The organism is Clostridium sp. 001 (assembly GCF_019056555.1).
Lineage (GTDB): Bacteria > Bacillota > Clostridia > Clostridiales > Clostridiaceae > Clostridium_B > Clostridium_B ragsdalei.
In genome coordinates, this window is record NZ_CP020473.1 from 3,223,276 (window position 1) to 3,238,513 (window position 15,238).

A 15,238-nucleotide genomic window follows, 5' to 3' on the forward strand; every position below is an offset into this window, starting at 1 on the left:
GGAGAATAAAGTATGCAGAATTTAATATTTACAAATGAGAGAGGTCAGAGTATAAAATTAAAAAACTCAGGCCCTTTTTTGTTACAAAAGTTTGATCCAGATCCGCCTAAAACTACAATGCTTACAACAAAAGCACCTGGACAGGATGGAAAAACCGTTCAAGGAGTACTCCTTGATGAAAGGGTGTTAAGCATACAGGTTGCTGTACTAGGAGATAACAGTCAGGATATGTTTGTAAGAAAAAAACAATTAAACTCTGCGTTTAATCCTAAACTGGAAGGTACTCTTTTTTATAGTAATGGATCAGGAGAATATATTATAAAGTGCAGAGTTAACAGTGTTACTCCAAAAGATAGACATGAACCAGTTCAGCAATTTTTAATACAGCTAGATTGTTTTAATCCGTTCTGGATGGACGTCCAGGAATCTAAAGAAGAAATTGCTCTTTGGGTTGGCGATTTTCATTTTCCACTTATAATTCCGCCGGATGGAATAACTATGGGACATAGGATAAGTAATTTAATAGTAAATGTGTGTAATAAAGGTGACGTAGAATGTGGCATGAGAATTGAGTTTACTGCACTAGCAACTGTGGTTAATCCTTCGTTATTTAATGTGTATACTAGAAAATTTATAAAGGTTAGGAGAACTCTGCAGGCAGGAGATAAACTTAATATAAACACATCTTTTGCTAATAAGAGAGTAGAGATTGTTAAAAGCAATGGAACAGTAACTAATGTATTTAACTGGATAGACCTGCAAACTACATTTTTACAGTTAGCTGTAGGAGATAACCTTTTGAGGTATGATGCGGAAAAGGGATTGGATAACCTAGAAATGGCGGTATATTACAGGCCACTATATGTAGGAGTTTAGGGGGTGATATTTTGGAAAAGTCAGGTTTTTTTAATGCTATGAAAGTAGGAGATTCATGGGATAGGGTATACAAGGCTGAAAATTTTGCAGAGTATTTTGCTACTTTTATAGGGAATGGCGTGTTTCCTAATCCAGCTACAAACTTGCAAGTTGTATCAAATAATAATGATATGACTATTATACTTAAAGCTGGGAGAGGTTGGATTAATGGATTTATCTATATAAATACAGATGACCTAATTCTTAATGTAGATGTAGCAGATGGTGTATTAAATAGAATTGATAGGGTAGTTCTTAAATATGATGTAGTAAATCGAGAAATAAGAGCTTCAGTAAAAAAAGGTGCTTTTGCAAGTTCTCCAGTAGCACAAGTATTGCAAAGGGATGCAGATGCTTATGAATTAGGAATAGCAGACATATGCATTAAAGCTGGATCAATAGGCATAGCACAGGCTGATATAACAGACTTGAGATTAAACAAGGACTTATGTGGTATAGTGCATGGAACTGTAAATCAAGTAGATACTACAGCTATATTTGACCAATATTTAGATTGGTTAAATACTAAGAAAAGTATATATGACACTGATTTTACCACTTGGACAAATGCTAAGAAAAAAACATATGAAGATTGGTATAGTAGTATGACGACAAGCGAACAAAATCAAGTTGATGCTATAAAATCACAATTTCAAAATGACTTTAATACATGGTTTCAAAATGTTAAAACTGTTCTTAGTGGTGATGCAGCAGGCAATTTATACAATATGATAACTGCTATACCAAAAGTGTTTACAGGAACTGAAGAGCCTACAGATATTAAGACAGGGGATATATGGCTAAAAGAGGTGACATAGCATGGACAATGTGCCTATAAGAATAATAAGTCCTAATTTTGAACTGCTTGGAGAAATAGATGATTATGAGTCATTGCAATTTATTAGAAGATTTTACAAGGTAGGAGAATTTGAACTCCATATTAATATAAATAAAAACAATACAGATAAGTTGCAGGAGAATAATTTAATACTCTTAGGTAGTAGCTTTAATAAAGTTGGAATTATAATGCACAGAGAAAGTGGTTATGACCAAAATGGAGAGCCTACAGATACATTAATTATAAAAGGTCCTACTTTAAAAGGTGTTATGTCCAGAAGACTTATAGTACCACCTGTAAATTCTAATGGCTATGACAGTCAAACTGGAAACATAGAAACTATTTTAAAAGCATTTGTAAATAATAGTGTTGTTAATCCTGCAGATGCATCAAGAAAAATTCCACAGGTTACAATAGCAGCAGATCAGCAGAGAGGAAAACAAGATAAGTGGCGTTCTAGGTTTGAAATACTTTCAGATAAGTTAGATGAAATTGGGGAATATGCCAAGATAGGTTGGGATGTTGTATTAGATGCTAATAATAATGCCTGGGTATTTGATGTAATAGAAGGCAAGAATTTAATTACAGATCAGGATATTTTACCGCCTGTAATTTTTTCTATAGACTTTAACAGCATAAAAAACAGAAAATATATTGGTAGCATTATTAATGCTAAGAATGTAGGATACTGTGGTGGCAAGGGAGAAAATGAAGACAGGCTTATACAACAAATAGGTGAAGTTTCCGGACTTGAAAGGATAGAAACTTTTATAGACTGTAGTTCAGCAGAGGATGCCAATGAACTTTTAACATTGGGATCACAAAAGCTAGGTGAATTGAAAAAGACAGAGAGCTTTGAGGTACAAGTAATACCAGAAGGCTCTTTTATTTATGGACAGGATTATGATTTAGGAGATTTCATAACAGCACAGGATAGGAAATTAAACATAACTATGGATGCACAAATAATTGAGCTAAAAGAAATATATGAGGTCAGTGGATTTAGTTTAGAAGCTACCTTGGGTACTAATATTCCAACTATATTAGATAAGTTTAAGAATAATAAATCAAGTTCTGTAGAGATACCAAGAAAATTAAGTCAGCTTGAAAATGATGCAGGATTAGCTGAGAGTGCTGATATACCCACAAAAGTTAGCCAGTTACAGAATGATAAGAATTATGCTACTGAAAATCAAATACCTACATCTACAAGACAGATTCAAAATGATAGTGGATTTGAAACTACATCTGGTGCACAACAGAAAGCAAATGTAGCTGAGGGTAATGCTAAAAAATACTCAGATACAGGAGATGCGAATACACTAAGTTCTGCTAAAACTTATGCTGACAATAAAGTTGCAGGTATAGTTGACTCAGCACCACAGACACTTGATACTTTACAGGAACTTGCAAAAGCTTTGGATGATGATCCCAACTTTGCAACAACCATAACTAATTTAATAGGTACTAAAGAAACTCCAGAGGGTGCACAGGAAAAAGCAAACAAAGCCGAAGGTAATGCAAAATCTTATGCAGATAGTATTAAACCAACTTCATTGCCAGCAAATGGTGGAAACGCTAATACTATAGGAAATGTTGATATTTCAAGGTTAGTGTTTGGAGATAGCAATACTAAAACTAAAAGTATTAGCAATCCTGGTAACAATATATTGCCTTCGGGATTTTACAACGTTCCACAAAATAGTGCATCAGGGATGCCATATAATACATGGTGGCATCTTATAGTGAATTGTCACACTGGAAGTAATCCAGATAGTCAATACAATCCATATAACTTATGGATAGCACAAGGATTTTGGGATGATACGATTTATTATAGAACTATTACTCCTGGTGGAAGCAATATATGGAGGAAGTTGGTTAATACAGACCAGGTAACAAAGATAGTAACAAGTACAACAGAACCAAGTTTAAATGTAGGGGATTGGTGGTATAAAACTAACTAAGAAAGAAGTGATTTTATGGGAAGTATAACACAGCAAAAAAAATTAGATATGCTAAAAAAAGAAAGTGATGGTAATTATACAAAGTATAATCCAACGACTACTGCATCAAATGTATTAGCTGCAGATGGGAAAACTTTAGAAGCAGTTAAAGAAGATTTTGATACACATAAGGCAGATAATACGGCTCATGGTATTGGTGATAGAAGTAAGTTACTAACAACTGCTAAAGATAATTTTGTAAATGCAATAAACGAGGTTTTTCAATCTGGCACTAGCGTAAAATCTAATACGATTAGTGCCGTAAACAGCAAAGGACAAAGTCTTAGTACCACATCTACATGGGATCAAATTATAGCTGCTATAAATTGTATAGCAAGAGGACAAGGGAATGCTGTAGAAAACCAGGTATTAAGTGGAGCAGATTTTAGTAATTCAGATGGTATTTTAAGACATGGTAGTATGCCTAATAATGGAACAGTAGTACTTACACCTACAACTGTAAATCAAGCTATAGCACAAGGTTATCATCCAGGAACTGGTTATGTAAAGGGAGATACTAATTTAGTAACGTCTAATATTAAGTCTGGTGTTTCCATATTTGGAGTATCAGGAAAATCTAGTGTAGTAGAAACGACAGAATCAGCTAATCCTATTGCAGCAAGTACAGTAAGAAGTGGAAAGGTAGGATACGTAAATGGTAGTAAAATAACTGGAAGTTTAGCTGTACAGGCTACAGCAGCACAAACAGTAACACCTGGAAACTCTGATATTGTAAAAGGTGCAGGTATTTATGATGCCACTATCACTATAAAGGGTGACTCTAATTTACAATCCCCAAACATATTAAAAGATAAATCTATATTTGGAGTTATAGGAACAGCAGAAGAAAAACCCAATAAAGCAACTTTACTGAATAGCTTAATTTCAAATAATTTAACAATGGTGTCATCACTTTTTGCAGATGAAAATTGGTTTATTGATAATAATAATAAATATATAGCTAAACAATATGATTTAAATGGTAATGTAATAAATACTGTAACTTTAAATTCGTTGTACAGTATTTATTATATATCTAAAAATTATATTTTAGCAGGTAATAGTAATGTTGTATGCTTATATAATAAGAGTGGTACATTACTACAAACTATATCTAGGGCTTTTGATATATCTGGAGCTTATATAGATGAAAAAAATAGTAGAATTATGTTTGTAAATAAATCATATGGGTGGTTTGAAATTTATAGTTTAAGTTTTAGTGCATTGAAACAGTCTGCTATTATTAGTAGTGGAAATATAGTTATTATACCAATGGGTGATATGATTTTTGTTAAAAACTCTTGTAGTGCAATTTGTTCTATAGACGTACAGAATAATATAATTAGTGGTTCTACATTTATAGGTAGAGGTTTTGAAAAACAATATATTGGTTATGTATTATAAAAGGAGGATTATATGAAATATATAAAAATAAACAATTTTTACAATAAATTTGATCAGCCTGATTATAAAGGATTAGATTTAAATCAAATATGTGCAGGAAGTCAATTATATCCACCTAATGTTACTTACGCAATATTTGCAACAAATGAAGAATTAACAACATTATCTGCTGATATAGTAGAAATAACAGAGGCAGATTATACTTCAGAAAAAACAGCTATAGAAACTAAAAATAAACAAAACACACAACAAATAACAGATAGGTTATCTGCAGTTGAGGTAGCTGTAGCAAATATGATGGGGGTGTAATAAATGGAGGTTTGGAAGAAAAGTATTTTTGTAAATGCTATTAAGGCTTTAATGTTACAGGAAAATAAAATTGCTGCTGAGGTTATTACTAGATATACTAAACTTACAGATGTAGAAAAAGCAGAAATATTAAATACTATTAACCCACAATAGAATATTTTTACGAACTAAAAGATAATTACTATCAATGTTTCATGTGATGGGTATTTATGTTAGAATTTAAGTGTTATATTTTGACATAGTAAGCATAAGGGGGAATAAAAATGACATCATATGAATTATTAGACTTTTATGAGGAATTACTTAATGAAATGCAAAATCTAAGCGCATATAACGATACATTATCTGGTTTACTTAATGAAATTAATAAAAATCAAGATAATTTACTAAATCTTATTTATCCAGATACTTTTGACATAAATAATGCGAATATATTAGGTGAGCTAAGTTCTAGAAAAGCTGCTGTTATTAGTTGCGTACAAAAATTTGCAATGGACTTTGATATTTTAGGAAATCATCAAAAACTAATAAGGTCTAGAGATGCTATTGAAACAATTTTTAAAAAATATCAATTAGAATTAGAAGATGAAAAAAACAAAATAATTAATTTACTAGACGAGTATGACCAAGTGACTTCGACAATTTACCAATATGTAAAATCAAGAAGCAATTCTATAATTGTTGAATTAATTAATAAAACATCTTTGATAGTTAATAACTATAATAAATTTGTTAGTAACTATCAAAATATTAAGAGTTTTATGTTAAAAACAGAAAATAAAATAGAAGAAAAAGAGGACGAAAAAATACTAAAGTTGCATTTTTATGATAAGCACATTAATCCTGAGTATTTTATCAAAAACATCCAAGCTGTTAAAAATAGCTATGAAATTATGTGTCAAATACTTAATGTATCTTTAAGTGAACATGAGTTAAAAATATTAAAAGTTGAATCAGGTTCTTTATTTTTATCAATTATTGGTAGTGCCTCAGTTATTAGTGCATTTGCATTTTTAATGAAAAAGACAATTGACTTAGTTTTTAATAAATATACATTTGAGGGACAAGTCTTAAGATGTAAACAAATTTTAGATTTACTTGGTAAAGATGCAGAGATTACAGAAAAATATAAAAAACTAGGAATTGATATCAATGAAGAAAATGCTTATAAATATAATTATAAATTAGTGAAATCCATTGGAACGTTAGTTAGACAAACTGCCAAAGTTAAAATTGATGATAAAATATTCTCATTAGAAGATCACTTAAAACAAAAATATTTAGAGGAATCAAAAACACTATTGATAAAAGAAGCCAATGTAGAAAAACAGTCAGAGGAAATTCCAGAAGAAGATACAAAAGAATCTACAAATCAAAAAGAAGAATAATATAATTATATTGAAGGATACTTAAAAAAGTATCCTTCAAATTTTAGGAGGAATAAGTTTGGAAAATTTAATGAAAGAAATTAGTGATTTAAAAGAAAAACTTAGACTTATGAAAGAGGATAGAGATGAACTTAAAGCAGTTCTGCATATAGTTACTGTCCATTGTTGCCATCTAATTGGAGAAAAAGAGGGCAAAAAAGTTGAAGATGTTTATACTGAAATAAATCAAAATATAAATACACTTATACACAGCTCCAATATCTAAAATATTATAAATAATTTTATGAACTAAAGACTTATTGATGTAAGCCTTTTTATTTTACTTAAAATTACTTAAATGGGAGGCCTAGAATGAATGATAATTGTAAAGAGTGTCCTTACATCCAAAACTTAAAAGATGATGTAAGTTCACTGAAAAGTGAGCTTAAAAGTTTAGATGAAAGGGTAATTGTTGTTGAAAAATTTTCTGCTTCAGGTGGTGAACAGATAAAGATGATATTTAAAATACTTAATGAAATTAAAGACAGCATAAAAGATATTGGTTCAAAGCTTGAAAAGATAGAGGAAAAGCCTTCAGAGGATTACTCAAAAATTAAATTAGCCATTATAACCTCAATATGTTCTGGAATAGTTGGAACAATACTGGGGTTTATTTTTACAAAAAAATAAGAAAGGAAGGAATATAAAATGTGTAAATTAGTATCAAAACAACTTGTTGATTTTGTTAAAGGGTTTGAAGGATTTTCTTCTACTGTTTATCGGGATGAAGTAGGTGTTCCGACTTTAGGCTATGGAATGACAGGTGAAGAAATAACTGGATTAACTTCAGTAACAGAAGAACAAGCAACTAATATGCTAGAAGATTGGTTAAATAGAAAATATGCTGCACCTATTAAAAATGACCTAGATAGTAGAGGAGTAAGTCTTAGTCAAAATCAATTTGATGCACTTGTTTCAATGGCTTATAACATTGGCGTTGGTGGCGTACTGAGTTCTACGCTATATCGTAATATTTGTAATGGTATAAGAGATGCTGATACGATAACATTTGATTTTGAAATGTGGGATAAAGCTGGTGGACAAGTATTACCAGGACTATTAAGACGTAGAAAAGAAGAAGCTGCTATGTTCTTTGGCTCAGGTAACGTAGCAGATAATTCTGCCGCCGATACTCTTATTGAAAATGTAAAAGATCCAACAAGGATACAACAAATTAAGGCTCTGGAATATGATCTTAATTCAGAATATAATGCAAAACTAATTTATGTTGACGGTAACATATGGCAGGAAACCCTAGATGCATTACGAGGAATACAAAATATATTAGTTAAAGGTCATAAGAGCTATGTAGTTAAATGGATGCAGCAAAAATTAATAAAGTGGGGATACCTAAAAAATGGACAAGATGATGGAATACTAGGAGAAATGACATTCCAGGCAATAACCAACCTTCAAAAGAATTGGGGAAAGCCTACTGACGGTATTATGAGGATGGAGACATGGAACATTTTTTTAAATAATTAGGAGAGCTTATAAAGCTCTTTTTTAAATTATCAAAAATAAATTTTTAGGAGGAAATTTTTATGTTAAGTGTACAAACAATACAAATGTTAATTTCAGGTGGAGTAGTTGGAATAGTTTTAGGATCTGGAGGAGTATTTGCTTTTCTTAATAAGAAAGGTGTAAATATATCTAAAGATTTGGATAATGTAGACAAAGTTATTACAGCTGTGGAGCCTATTATTTCAGCTGGCAAAGAAATAGCACCTTTAAATCCTATTGTAACTACAGCTGACCTTATAGAACATTGGGCTAAAATTGGTGTGGGAAATGCGGAACAATTATATCACGCAGGTAAACTAGTAAGTGATAAAGATAGGTTCAAGTCCGCCCATGATACTGTTTGCGCTAATTTAAAAGAATTAAACATTAATCCTACAGAAAATCAGCAAAAAATTATAGATGATGTTATCCAGTATTGGGTAAATGATCTTGGTCATAAGGATAAGACGGATGCAGAAAGGGAAGCTGAGAAACAGACATTACAGGCAAAAATTATTACATTAACAAATGAAAATGCTCAATTAAAGCAGACTATATCAAATGTACAAAGTAATCTAACATCTGCACAACCTCAAAACACGCCTCAATAAATATAGAAATGATTTATACCCTAGGTGTAAAAGCCTAGGGCTATTCATTTCTATAATCTTTATTTTTGCTAAATAATTGCAAAACTTAGAAGGATGATTTTTAGTATAGTTATCGTGCAGAAGTAGCAACATATTTTATTTCAGGGTTTGATTGTGCTTGTAAAATTAACACACCATTCTGATCATTAGCTTTAAAATAACTTTCACTTTGAAATATTACTGTAGCAACGCCTTTTGCATATGTTGGATCAGAAAGTATACTTTTTTCTACCATAAAATTTGCTAATTGGGTACTGTTTTGAGGATTATATAGGTCTATATAATTCTCTATTTCATGTGCTTGTACACCTGTAAGTGTATAGTAAACATCAAAATTATCCTCCCCTGCAGGGCCAAATGGTACTAATGTGAACTTTTTACAATAATCTTGGGAGGGTGTATAAAGAAGTACTCCTTTCCCATGATCCGCTTGTGCTAATATATTGTTTTTCCCAAAGAAAAATAAACTTGGACCTACTTTTTCTGCTAGTGATCCTGAAACTATGATGTCACCTGTTAGAAAACGTACAAAATCATTGACATTGGTTGTTGTTTGAAGAAATGAAGACATTTGCTCAACTTGATTATGAGGAAACCACATATACTCTAAAAACTGAGTTTTTCCTAAAGTGTTAATATTAGAAACTGATTTCACTGAAGAATTGTTTTGAACGCCTTGAGCTTGTACATTGGTTAATGTAATACCAGATGTTAGTAACAGAGCTGCTAGCGTAGATGATAAAATTTTTACTTTTTTATTCATGTTCAAGTCTCCCTTTATGTTAATTTTGCTTATAATAATAAATTCTATAAAATAAGTAAGAATCCTCTTTTATTTAAAAAAATAGTACTTTATGTATAAAAAAGTAATAAAAATCTAGTATATCTATTGACTTTTTACGCACATATGTTATAATATAATTGTAAGGAGAAGGAGGTGAAGAAGTGGAATGGATAAGTAAATTAATAGCCCTAGTTATTTCAATACTAACAATTCGTCAACTGAACGTGACTTACAGGAAAACGAAGTTAGAAATTAAAAAACTAGAGCTGGAAATCCAAAAATTGAGGGAAGGGAAATAACTTCCCTCTCTAAAAAATATTTTATTTACCTATCCATTATACACGATAATATGAAAATATTAAACTTTTCTTTGATAATTTGTGCAATAATAATTGTGACATTAGGATGCAGGCTTATGTTTGTTAGAATAAAAAAGAATAAATTAGAAGATGAAAAAAATAAGCTATTAAAAAAGCAAGATAAGGAGTAAATTATGGATCGTGATGAGCTTATAAAATTAATCCAGGAGAACACTATGAATTCAAGTGAAGTTGTAGAATACTTAGGTGTAAGTAAACAACGTCTTTCCGATATGAATAGACAAGGAAAGTTAATAGCAATAAAAAAGGGAATCTACTTAAGAGAAGATGTTGAGAAAAGAAAATTAGAACAGGATGATCTTAGAAAAAAATATTACAAAAGGTAATTTAAGCCCTGGGATAAAAGCCTAGGGCTTATTCTTTTGCATAATCTTTTACGAATTTTTCTAAAATAGTTTCAAATTGCTTACTTGGAGTCCTTTTTTCTTGCTCACATATTTCTAAGAACCTTACTTTTAACTCTTTAGGTAGAGTGAGAGTTATTCTCTCTTTTCCTTCTGGAATAGCCATTTTATTCACCTCTGTAGTACTTTATAAAATAATTATATCACTACGTTAAGATGTTGACAAGGTGCGCACTTAGTAATACAATATAACATATAAAAATAAATAGAGTAGGTACTGGCATACCTACCCTATAAATACAGCTAAATAAAGTCTATTAAACTTCATTAAACTACGCAACTATATTATATTTTAAAAAAATGATGTTTTCAATAGTTTTATTTCCTATATCCTAAAATAGTATAGGTTAGTTGTTTAAGCATACAAGCAACTTTAAATAAATTGTATAGTTTAGCTTAGCTGACGCAGAAAATAAGCTCCGATAAGTAATATTCCTGTTATTGTATTACTTGTTAGTCAGTCGGGTGTGTATGACCGTCTATGCTAAATTATACAGGTAGGTAAACTGGTCGAAAGACAGGATTCTATATAATTATTAACAGATAGCTATGGACAAGATGTGTATAATATGTTAATAAGTATGTTAGGGCAGTTTTTAACATATTAAGATACAGAATACAATAGCAGTGCTAAAAGAAACTTCAACTCGATAACAAAGCATAAATTGCTATGCTTTTTTCTTTTTCCCCTGATTTTAGGGGAAATTGCGTCAATTGCTTAACCTCCTCCAAAGCATAAATTGCTTCAGCTTAAAGTCAAGCTTTCCTTAAAAAATATAATTTAGCAAAATAGACATAATATGAATATTTTGTTACAATGTAATTAAAGTTACATAATTAAGGGGGTTCTACAGTGGAAAATAATAAAATGACTACATGCAAAGCATGTGGTGAGCAAATTGCAAAAGGTGTTAAAAAATGTCCACATTGCGGCAAGGACCAGAGAAATTTTTTCATGAAACATAAAATAGTAAGTGTAGTAATTGTAATTATTGTACTAGGTTGTATTGGATCAGCATTAGGAGGTGGAAATAATGATAAATCAACTGCTACAAACCAAAGTACTAAAAGCAGTCAGACTGAAACAAAGAAAGCAGAACCTAAGAAAGATGAATTGAAAGATTCTTATGCTATTGGAGAAACTGCAAAATACAAAGGTGTAGAAATGACAGTAACAAAAGTTGATAAGTCTAATGGTTCAGAGTACGATAAACCTAAAGATGGAAAAGAATTTATTATAGCTAGAGTGAAAATAAAAAATAATGCTAAGGAAAAACTATCGTATAATCCTTTGTATTTTAAAATGCAAAACAGCAAAGGACAAATTGAAGATGAAACGTTCTCAACTGTAAATGAAGATACTGCTTTAAAATCTGGAGAATTAGCACCAGGTGGAGAAGTAGAAGGAAGCGTTATTTTTGAAGAACCAGTAGAAGATAAAGGAATGTTATTACAGTACCAAGACAATATATTTAGTGATAAAGTTAAAATACAATTTAAAATCAGTTAATTTAATTAAGCCCTACGAGCTTTTTATATGGAAATGCTTAGTATTTTCTTCTACATGATTTACAGTTTGCATTGTAAAGAATGGTCACATATAAATTAAAATAGATAAACTCCAGCCTAAAACTAAGCTGGAGTTATATTTTTATTGACGACCATTTGACGACAACACATATATAATTACGTTTAATCTGGTTCTAATTAAATTGAACAAAAAACATATAAGCATTGATATTACTGAATTTTATTCAATTTAAAATTAGTTGGTTACAGCTCATTTCACGGCTAAAATGGTCTTCAAAACTGTGTTGTCGTGCTAATACCACGATGGGTGAGTTCGATTCTCACATATTCCCGCCAATTGATGTTACAAGCACTGAAATTACTTGATTTAATTACATATTTAAAAGAGATTTTTATAAATAGTTATATTTATAAAGGTCTCTTTTTTTATATAATAAACTGTTATGTTGTGTTGAAAATTATGAAAAGGAAGGAGGATATGTATATCAATGGCTAAGAGGAAAATTAGGTTAAGCCATATTACAAATTTAAAAAAAGTAGGTAGAACGACTGACAATATAACTATATCTGAATTTTTTAATTTGTATGAGAAATTTATGGGAGAAAAAGAGCTGGAAAACCTTAGAGAAAGAACACTTGAACAATATAGAATTCACTTAAAATACTTTAAAAAATATATGGATAGTGAAACACAGTTTGAAAAAACTGATGTGTCGATAAATTCAGATATTTTTAAAAGTTATGTGTATTATATGACCTTTGAAAAAAAATATTCACCTTTTACAGTTAACTTAAGATTAAGAACTTTATTGGCATATTTACGATGGCTTTACAACAACAATTATATTACAGAAAATATAGCAATAAAGATCCATTTGCAAAAAACACCAGATGATGCAAAAATTCCACTTACTGATGTTGAAGTTAAAAAATTATTAAATGGATGTGATTTAAATACCTATACAGGTTTTAGAGATTTTTCATTGATGCTTTTGATTTTGGATTGCGGTATTAGGATTGGTGAAGCAGCGGAATTAAGAATTAGTGATTTTGATTTAAAAGATGGACTTGTTAAAGTAAGAGCGGATGTTTCTAAAACGAGAGTATCAAGAGAATTACCGATTTCAACTAGAACAGCAAAAGTATTAAGAGAATTAATAGATGTTGTAACAGAAATGGGGAGTGGGGATTACATGTTTCAAAATACCTATGGTGGATATATAAAAAAGCAGAACCTAATGTTAAGTTTTAAAAAAATAGGTAAAAAAGTTGGATTAGAACATAGATGTTCACCTTATCTATTTCGGCATACATTTGCCACAAATGCAGTGAAGTCAGGTATGGATATATTTACACTCCAGAGAATCATGGGACATTCTTCAATTGTGACCACTAGAAAGTATATACAATTAGAAACAAAAGATTTAAAAAGAAATCACAACAAAATTAATACTGTTGATAGATATTTTAGAAAATAATCACATGAATTGGCATATATAAGACGTTTAATTCATGTAGACAAGTAAATATACATCTACAAAATGGACTTTCTCAGAATGGCTATATGGAGCATGTAAAGGTATATAAAAGAAATAAGCCACCCAAAAGGTGACTACAACTTAATATCAACAATATGTCTTGTAAAACCAAAACTATTATTGATAATCTTATATCCAACTAATATATAGTTTATCAAAAAAACTAAGATTTTGCAAGTGTATTTCCTATACCCTTTTTTAAGGTATATGTGAGTTGTGCTTACACTGGAACAACGGTAAATAATTCTAGTAGGTTACATGAAGCCGATGCTATAAAATTCATGGGGACAAGCAATATTACTGCTATTGTATTATTTGCCCCTCAGTTGGGTGTATCTGACCAACTAATAAATTAGATAGGTAGGTTTGCTAGATATAGAAATATCGGCAGTATATTAATTGTCCACAGGTGTGGATAAGTATTTTAGGGTAGCAATTAAAATATTAAAAATATACTACAATAGCAGTAATATAAACAGGATACTTCAGCACATACACAAGTATATTTTTATTTTTGCCCTTTTCTTAGGGCAAACTATATTCCAGAAAGTGCTTAACAAACCGCAAGTATATAAGACCTGAACCTAAAGTAAAGTGTATAATCAAAATTTAGAGTAGATTCCTTAATAAATTTATTAGTAATTGGAGTAAGTAATTGGATATAGGTATAGTTGGTATGCTAGAAGTTTGATGTGCTGGTTTCATATAGATTTTTATCAAAATCAGGTGCTAAAATTAACTATATAGTATGTACACAAATTGTAAAATAAGGTAAAATAATAATAAGTTAGATTAGATATAGGTAGGAGGTTATTATAATAATGTCAGATGAAATAGAAAAAGATTTAAAAAATACAAAAGGTGATTATTTACATACTATAGTTAAATCGGGAATTTCTTCAGTCCCTTTAGTTGGATCTGCACTTGGAGAGTTTTTTTCTACGATAGTATCCCAACCAATTTCAAAAAGAAGAGATGATTGGCTTATAAAGATTAAAAATGAGTTAGATAATCTTTCAGAAAAAGTAAATGGATTTGATATAAATAATTTATGTAATAATGAAATGTTTGTTACAGCTCTAATGAATGCTAGTCAAATTGCTATTAGAAATCATCATGAAATAAAATTGGAAGCTTTAAAAAATGCAGTATTAAATTCTGCAATGAATATTGATATTGATGATTCAGTACAATTAATGTATATAAATTATATTGATGAATTAACTCCATGGCATTTAAAAATACTTGAATTTTTTAAAAATCCAACTGAATGGTTTGAAAAACATAATAAAAACATTCCTGATGTTTATACAGGTTCACCATCTGATATATTAGAAGATGCTTATGAAGAATTAGGGGGTAGGCAAGAATTTTATAATTTGGTTGCAAGAGAGCTTTATCAAAAAGGATTATTTACCATAGAACGTTTAAGTGGAACGATGATGACTTCGTCTGGAGTTTTTGCTTCAAGGACAACAGAGTTTGGAAAAAACCTTATAAGATATATTACTGCACCAATATAAAACATATGCGACTTTTTTACAAATAAT

General features: G+C 30.3%; 18 protein-coding genes. 16 read left to right on the forward strand and 2 right to left on the reverse strand.

From position 1 onward, the window contains the following. Nucleotides 1–12: 12 nt before the first annotated feature. The 11 genes from B5S50_RS15030 (at nt 13) to B5S50_RS15080 (ending at nt 9,013) form a co-directional block, all read left to right on the forward strand. Entirely contained in the window at nt 13–876 is an 864-nt protein-coding gene (locus B5S50_RS15030) for a phage tail family protein (RefSeq protein ID WP_217302223.1), read from the forward strand. Between the two features lie 11 nt (nt 877–887). Beyond that, nucleotides 888–1,733 (forward strand): hypothetical protein, encoded by an 846-nt coding sequence (locus tag B5S50_RS15035; RefSeq protein WP_217302224.1) that lies wholly within the window; start codon nt 888–890, stop codon nt 1,731–1,733. A gap of 1 nt (nt 1,734) precedes the next feature. Further along, the gene (locus B5S50_RS15040; protein ID WP_217302225.1) at nt 1,735–3,720 is read left to right on the forward strand and encodes a siphovirus ReqiPepy6 Gp37-like family protein; all 1,986 of its coding nucleotides are present in this window, start codon (nt 1,735–1,737) and stop codon (nt 3,718–3,720) included. Nucleotides 3,721–3,735: 15 nt separating this feature from the next. Beyond that, nucleotides 3,736–5,163: a hypothetical protein gene (locus tag B5S50_RS15045; protein WP_217302226.1), complete on the forward strand. Its 1,428-nt coding sequence runs from the start codon at nt 3,736–3,738 to the stop codon at nt 5,161–5,163. Between the two features lie 12 nt (nt 5,164–5,175). Continuing rightward, entirely contained in the window at nt 5,176–5,472 is a 297-nt protein-coding gene (locus B5S50_RS15050) for a hypothetical protein (protein WP_217301973.1), read from the forward strand. 3 nt (nt 5,473–5,475) lie between these two features. Then, complete coding sequence (locus tag B5S50_RS15055; protein ID WP_217301974.1) at nt 5,476–5,625, forward strand: hypothetical protein; 150 nt, start codon at nt 5,476–5,478, stop codon at nt 5,623–5,625. Between the two features lie 110 nt (nt 5,626–5,735). Then, the gene (locus B5S50_RS15060; RefSeq protein ID WP_217302227.1) at nt 5,736–6,860 is read left to right on the forward strand and encodes a hypothetical protein; all 1,125 of its coding nucleotides are present in this window, start codon (nt 5,736–5,738) and stop codon (nt 6,858–6,860) included. Between the two features lie 58 nt (nt 6,861–6,918). Beyond that, nucleotides 6,919–7,125, forward strand: a complete 207-nt coding sequence (locus B5S50_RS15065) for a hypothetical protein (protein WP_217302228.1) — start codon at nt 6,919–6,921, stop codon at nt 7,123–7,125. 86 nt (nt 7,126–7,211) lie between these two features. Continuing rightward, complete coding sequence (locus B5S50_RS15070; RefSeq protein ID WP_217302229.1) at nt 7,212–7,529, forward strand: hypothetical protein; 318 nt, start codon at nt 7,212–7,214, stop codon at nt 7,527–7,529. 18 nt (nt 7,530–7,547) lie between these two features. Further along, on the forward strand, nt 7,548–8,384 hold the full coding sequence (locus tag B5S50_RS15075) for a glycoside hydrolase family protein (RefSeq protein ID WP_217302230.1): 837 nt from the start codon (nt 7,548–7,550) through the stop codon (nt 8,382–8,384). Between the two features lie 59 nt (nt 8,385–8,443). Then, complete coding sequence (locus B5S50_RS15080; RefSeq protein ID WP_217302231.1) at nt 8,444–9,013, forward strand: bZIP transcription factor; 570 nt, start codon at nt 8,444–8,446, stop codon at nt 9,011–9,013. Between the two features lie 109 nt (nt 9,014–9,122). Here the strand turns inward: B5S50_RS15080 and B5S50_RS15085 are convergent, their stop codons facing one another. Beyond that, nucleotides 9,123–9,815: a hypothetical protein gene (locus tag B5S50_RS15085; protein ID WP_217302232.1), complete on the reverse strand. Its 693-nt coding sequence runs from the start codon at nt 9,813–9,815 to the stop codon at nt 9,123–9,125. A gap of 182 nt (nt 9,816–9,997) precedes the next feature. Between B5S50_RS15085 and B5S50_RS15090 the strand changes: the two genes are divergently transcribed. Together B5S50_RS15090 and B5S50_RS15095 are read left to right on the forward strand one after the other, a co-directional pair. Then, nucleotides 9,998–10,135 carry a hypothetical protein gene (locus B5S50_RS15090; protein WP_175413080.1) on the forward strand — a complete coding sequence of 46 codons (138 nt, stop codon included), beginning with the start codon at nt 9,998–10,000 and terminating at the stop codon, nt 10,133–10,135. Nucleotides 10,136–10,329: 194 nt separating this feature from the next. Beyond that, nucleotides 10,330–10,542 (forward strand): helix-turn-helix domain-containing protein, encoded by a 213-nt coding sequence (locus B5S50_RS15095; protein WP_217302233.1) that lies wholly within the window; start codon nt 10,330–10,332, stop codon nt 10,540–10,542. A gap of 28 nt (nt 10,543–10,570) precedes the next feature. On the opposite strand, the gene B5S50_RS15100 is transcribed toward B5S50_RS15095, so the two are convergent. Then, a complete protein-coding gene (locus B5S50_RS15100; protein WP_217302234.1) occupies nt 10,571–10,726 on the reverse strand; it encodes a hypothetical protein in 156 nt (51 codons plus the stop codon). A 747-nt stretch (nt 10,727–11,473) separates the two neighbouring features. Between B5S50_RS15100 and B5S50_RS15105 the strand changes: the two genes are divergently transcribed. The 3 genes from B5S50_RS15105 (at nt 11,474) to B5S50_RS15115 (ending at nt 15,211) form a co-directional block, all read left to right on the forward strand. Beyond that, nucleotides 11,474–12,130 carry a DUF4352 domain-containing protein gene (locus B5S50_RS15105; RefSeq protein WP_217302235.1) on the forward strand — a complete coding sequence of 219 codons (657 nt, stop codon included), beginning with the start codon at nt 11,474–11,476 and terminating at the stop codon, nt 12,128–12,130. Nucleotides 12,131–12,638: 508 nt separating this feature from the next. Next, entirely contained in the window at nt 12,639–13,628 is a 990-nt protein-coding gene (locus B5S50_RS15110; RefSeq protein WP_217302236.1) for a tyrosine-type recombinase/integrase, read from the forward strand. An 881-nt stretch (nt 13,629–14,509) separates the two neighbouring features. Beyond that, nucleotides 14,510–15,211, forward strand: a complete 702-nt coding sequence (locus B5S50_RS15115) for a hypothetical protein (RefSeq protein WP_217302237.1) — start codon at nt 14,510–14,512, stop codon at nt 15,209–15,211. Nucleotides 15,212–15,238 lie beyond the last annotated feature (27 nt).

Coding starts and splice junctions, on each gene's coding strand:
- B5S50_RS15075 (WP_217302230.1), top strand. CDS start 7,548: ATGTGTAAATTAGTATCAAAACAACTTGTTGATTTTGTTAAAGGGTTT.
- B5S50_RS15030 (WP_217302223.1), top strand. CDS start 13: ATGCAGAATTTAATATTTACAAATGAGAGAGGTCAGAGTATAAAATTA.
- B5S50_RS15115 (WP_217302237.1), top strand. CDS start 14,510: ATGTCAGATGAAATAGAAAAAGATTTAAAAAATACAAAAGGTGATTAT.
- B5S50_RS15040 (WP_217302225.1), top strand. CDS start 1,735: ATGGACAATGTGCCTATAAGAATAATAAGTCCTAATTTTGAACTGCTT.
- B5S50_RS15095 (WP_217302233.1), top strand. CDS start 10,330: ATGGATCGTGATGAGCTTATAAAATTAATCCAGGAGAACACTATGAAT.
- B5S50_RS15070 (WP_217302229.1), top strand. CDS start 7,212: ATGAATGATAATTGTAAAGAGTGTCCTTACATCCAAAACTTAAAAGAT.
- B5S50_RS15110 (WP_217302236.1), top strand. CDS start 12,639: ATGGCTAAGAGGAAAATTAGGTTAAGCCATATTACAAATTTAAAAAAA.
- B5S50_RS15100 (WP_217302234.1), bottom strand. CDS start 10,726: ATGGCTATTCCAGAAGGAAAAGAGAGAATAACTCTCACTCTACCTAAA.
- B5S50_RS15045 (WP_217302226.1), top strand. CDS start 3,736: ATGGGAAGTATAACACAGCAAAAAAAATTAGATATGCTAAAAAAAGAA.
- B5S50_RS15080 (WP_217302231.1), top strand. CDS start 8,444: ATGTTAAGTGTACAAACAATACAAATGTTAATTTCAGGTGGAGTAGTT.
- B5S50_RS15085 (WP_217302232.1), bottom strand. CDS start 9,815: ATGAATAAAAAAGTAAAAATTTTATCATCTACGCTAGCAGCTCTGTTA.
- B5S50_RS15050 (WP_217301973.1), top strand. CDS start 5,176: ATGAAATATATAAAAATAAACAATTTTTACAATAAATTTGATCAGCCT.
- B5S50_RS15055 (WP_217301974.1), top strand. CDS start 5,476: ATGGAGGTTTGGAAGAAAAGTATTTTTGTAAATGCTATTAAGGCTTTA.
- B5S50_RS15060 (WP_217302227.1), top strand. CDS start 5,736: ATGACATCATATGAATTATTAGACTTTTATGAGGAATTACTTAATGAA.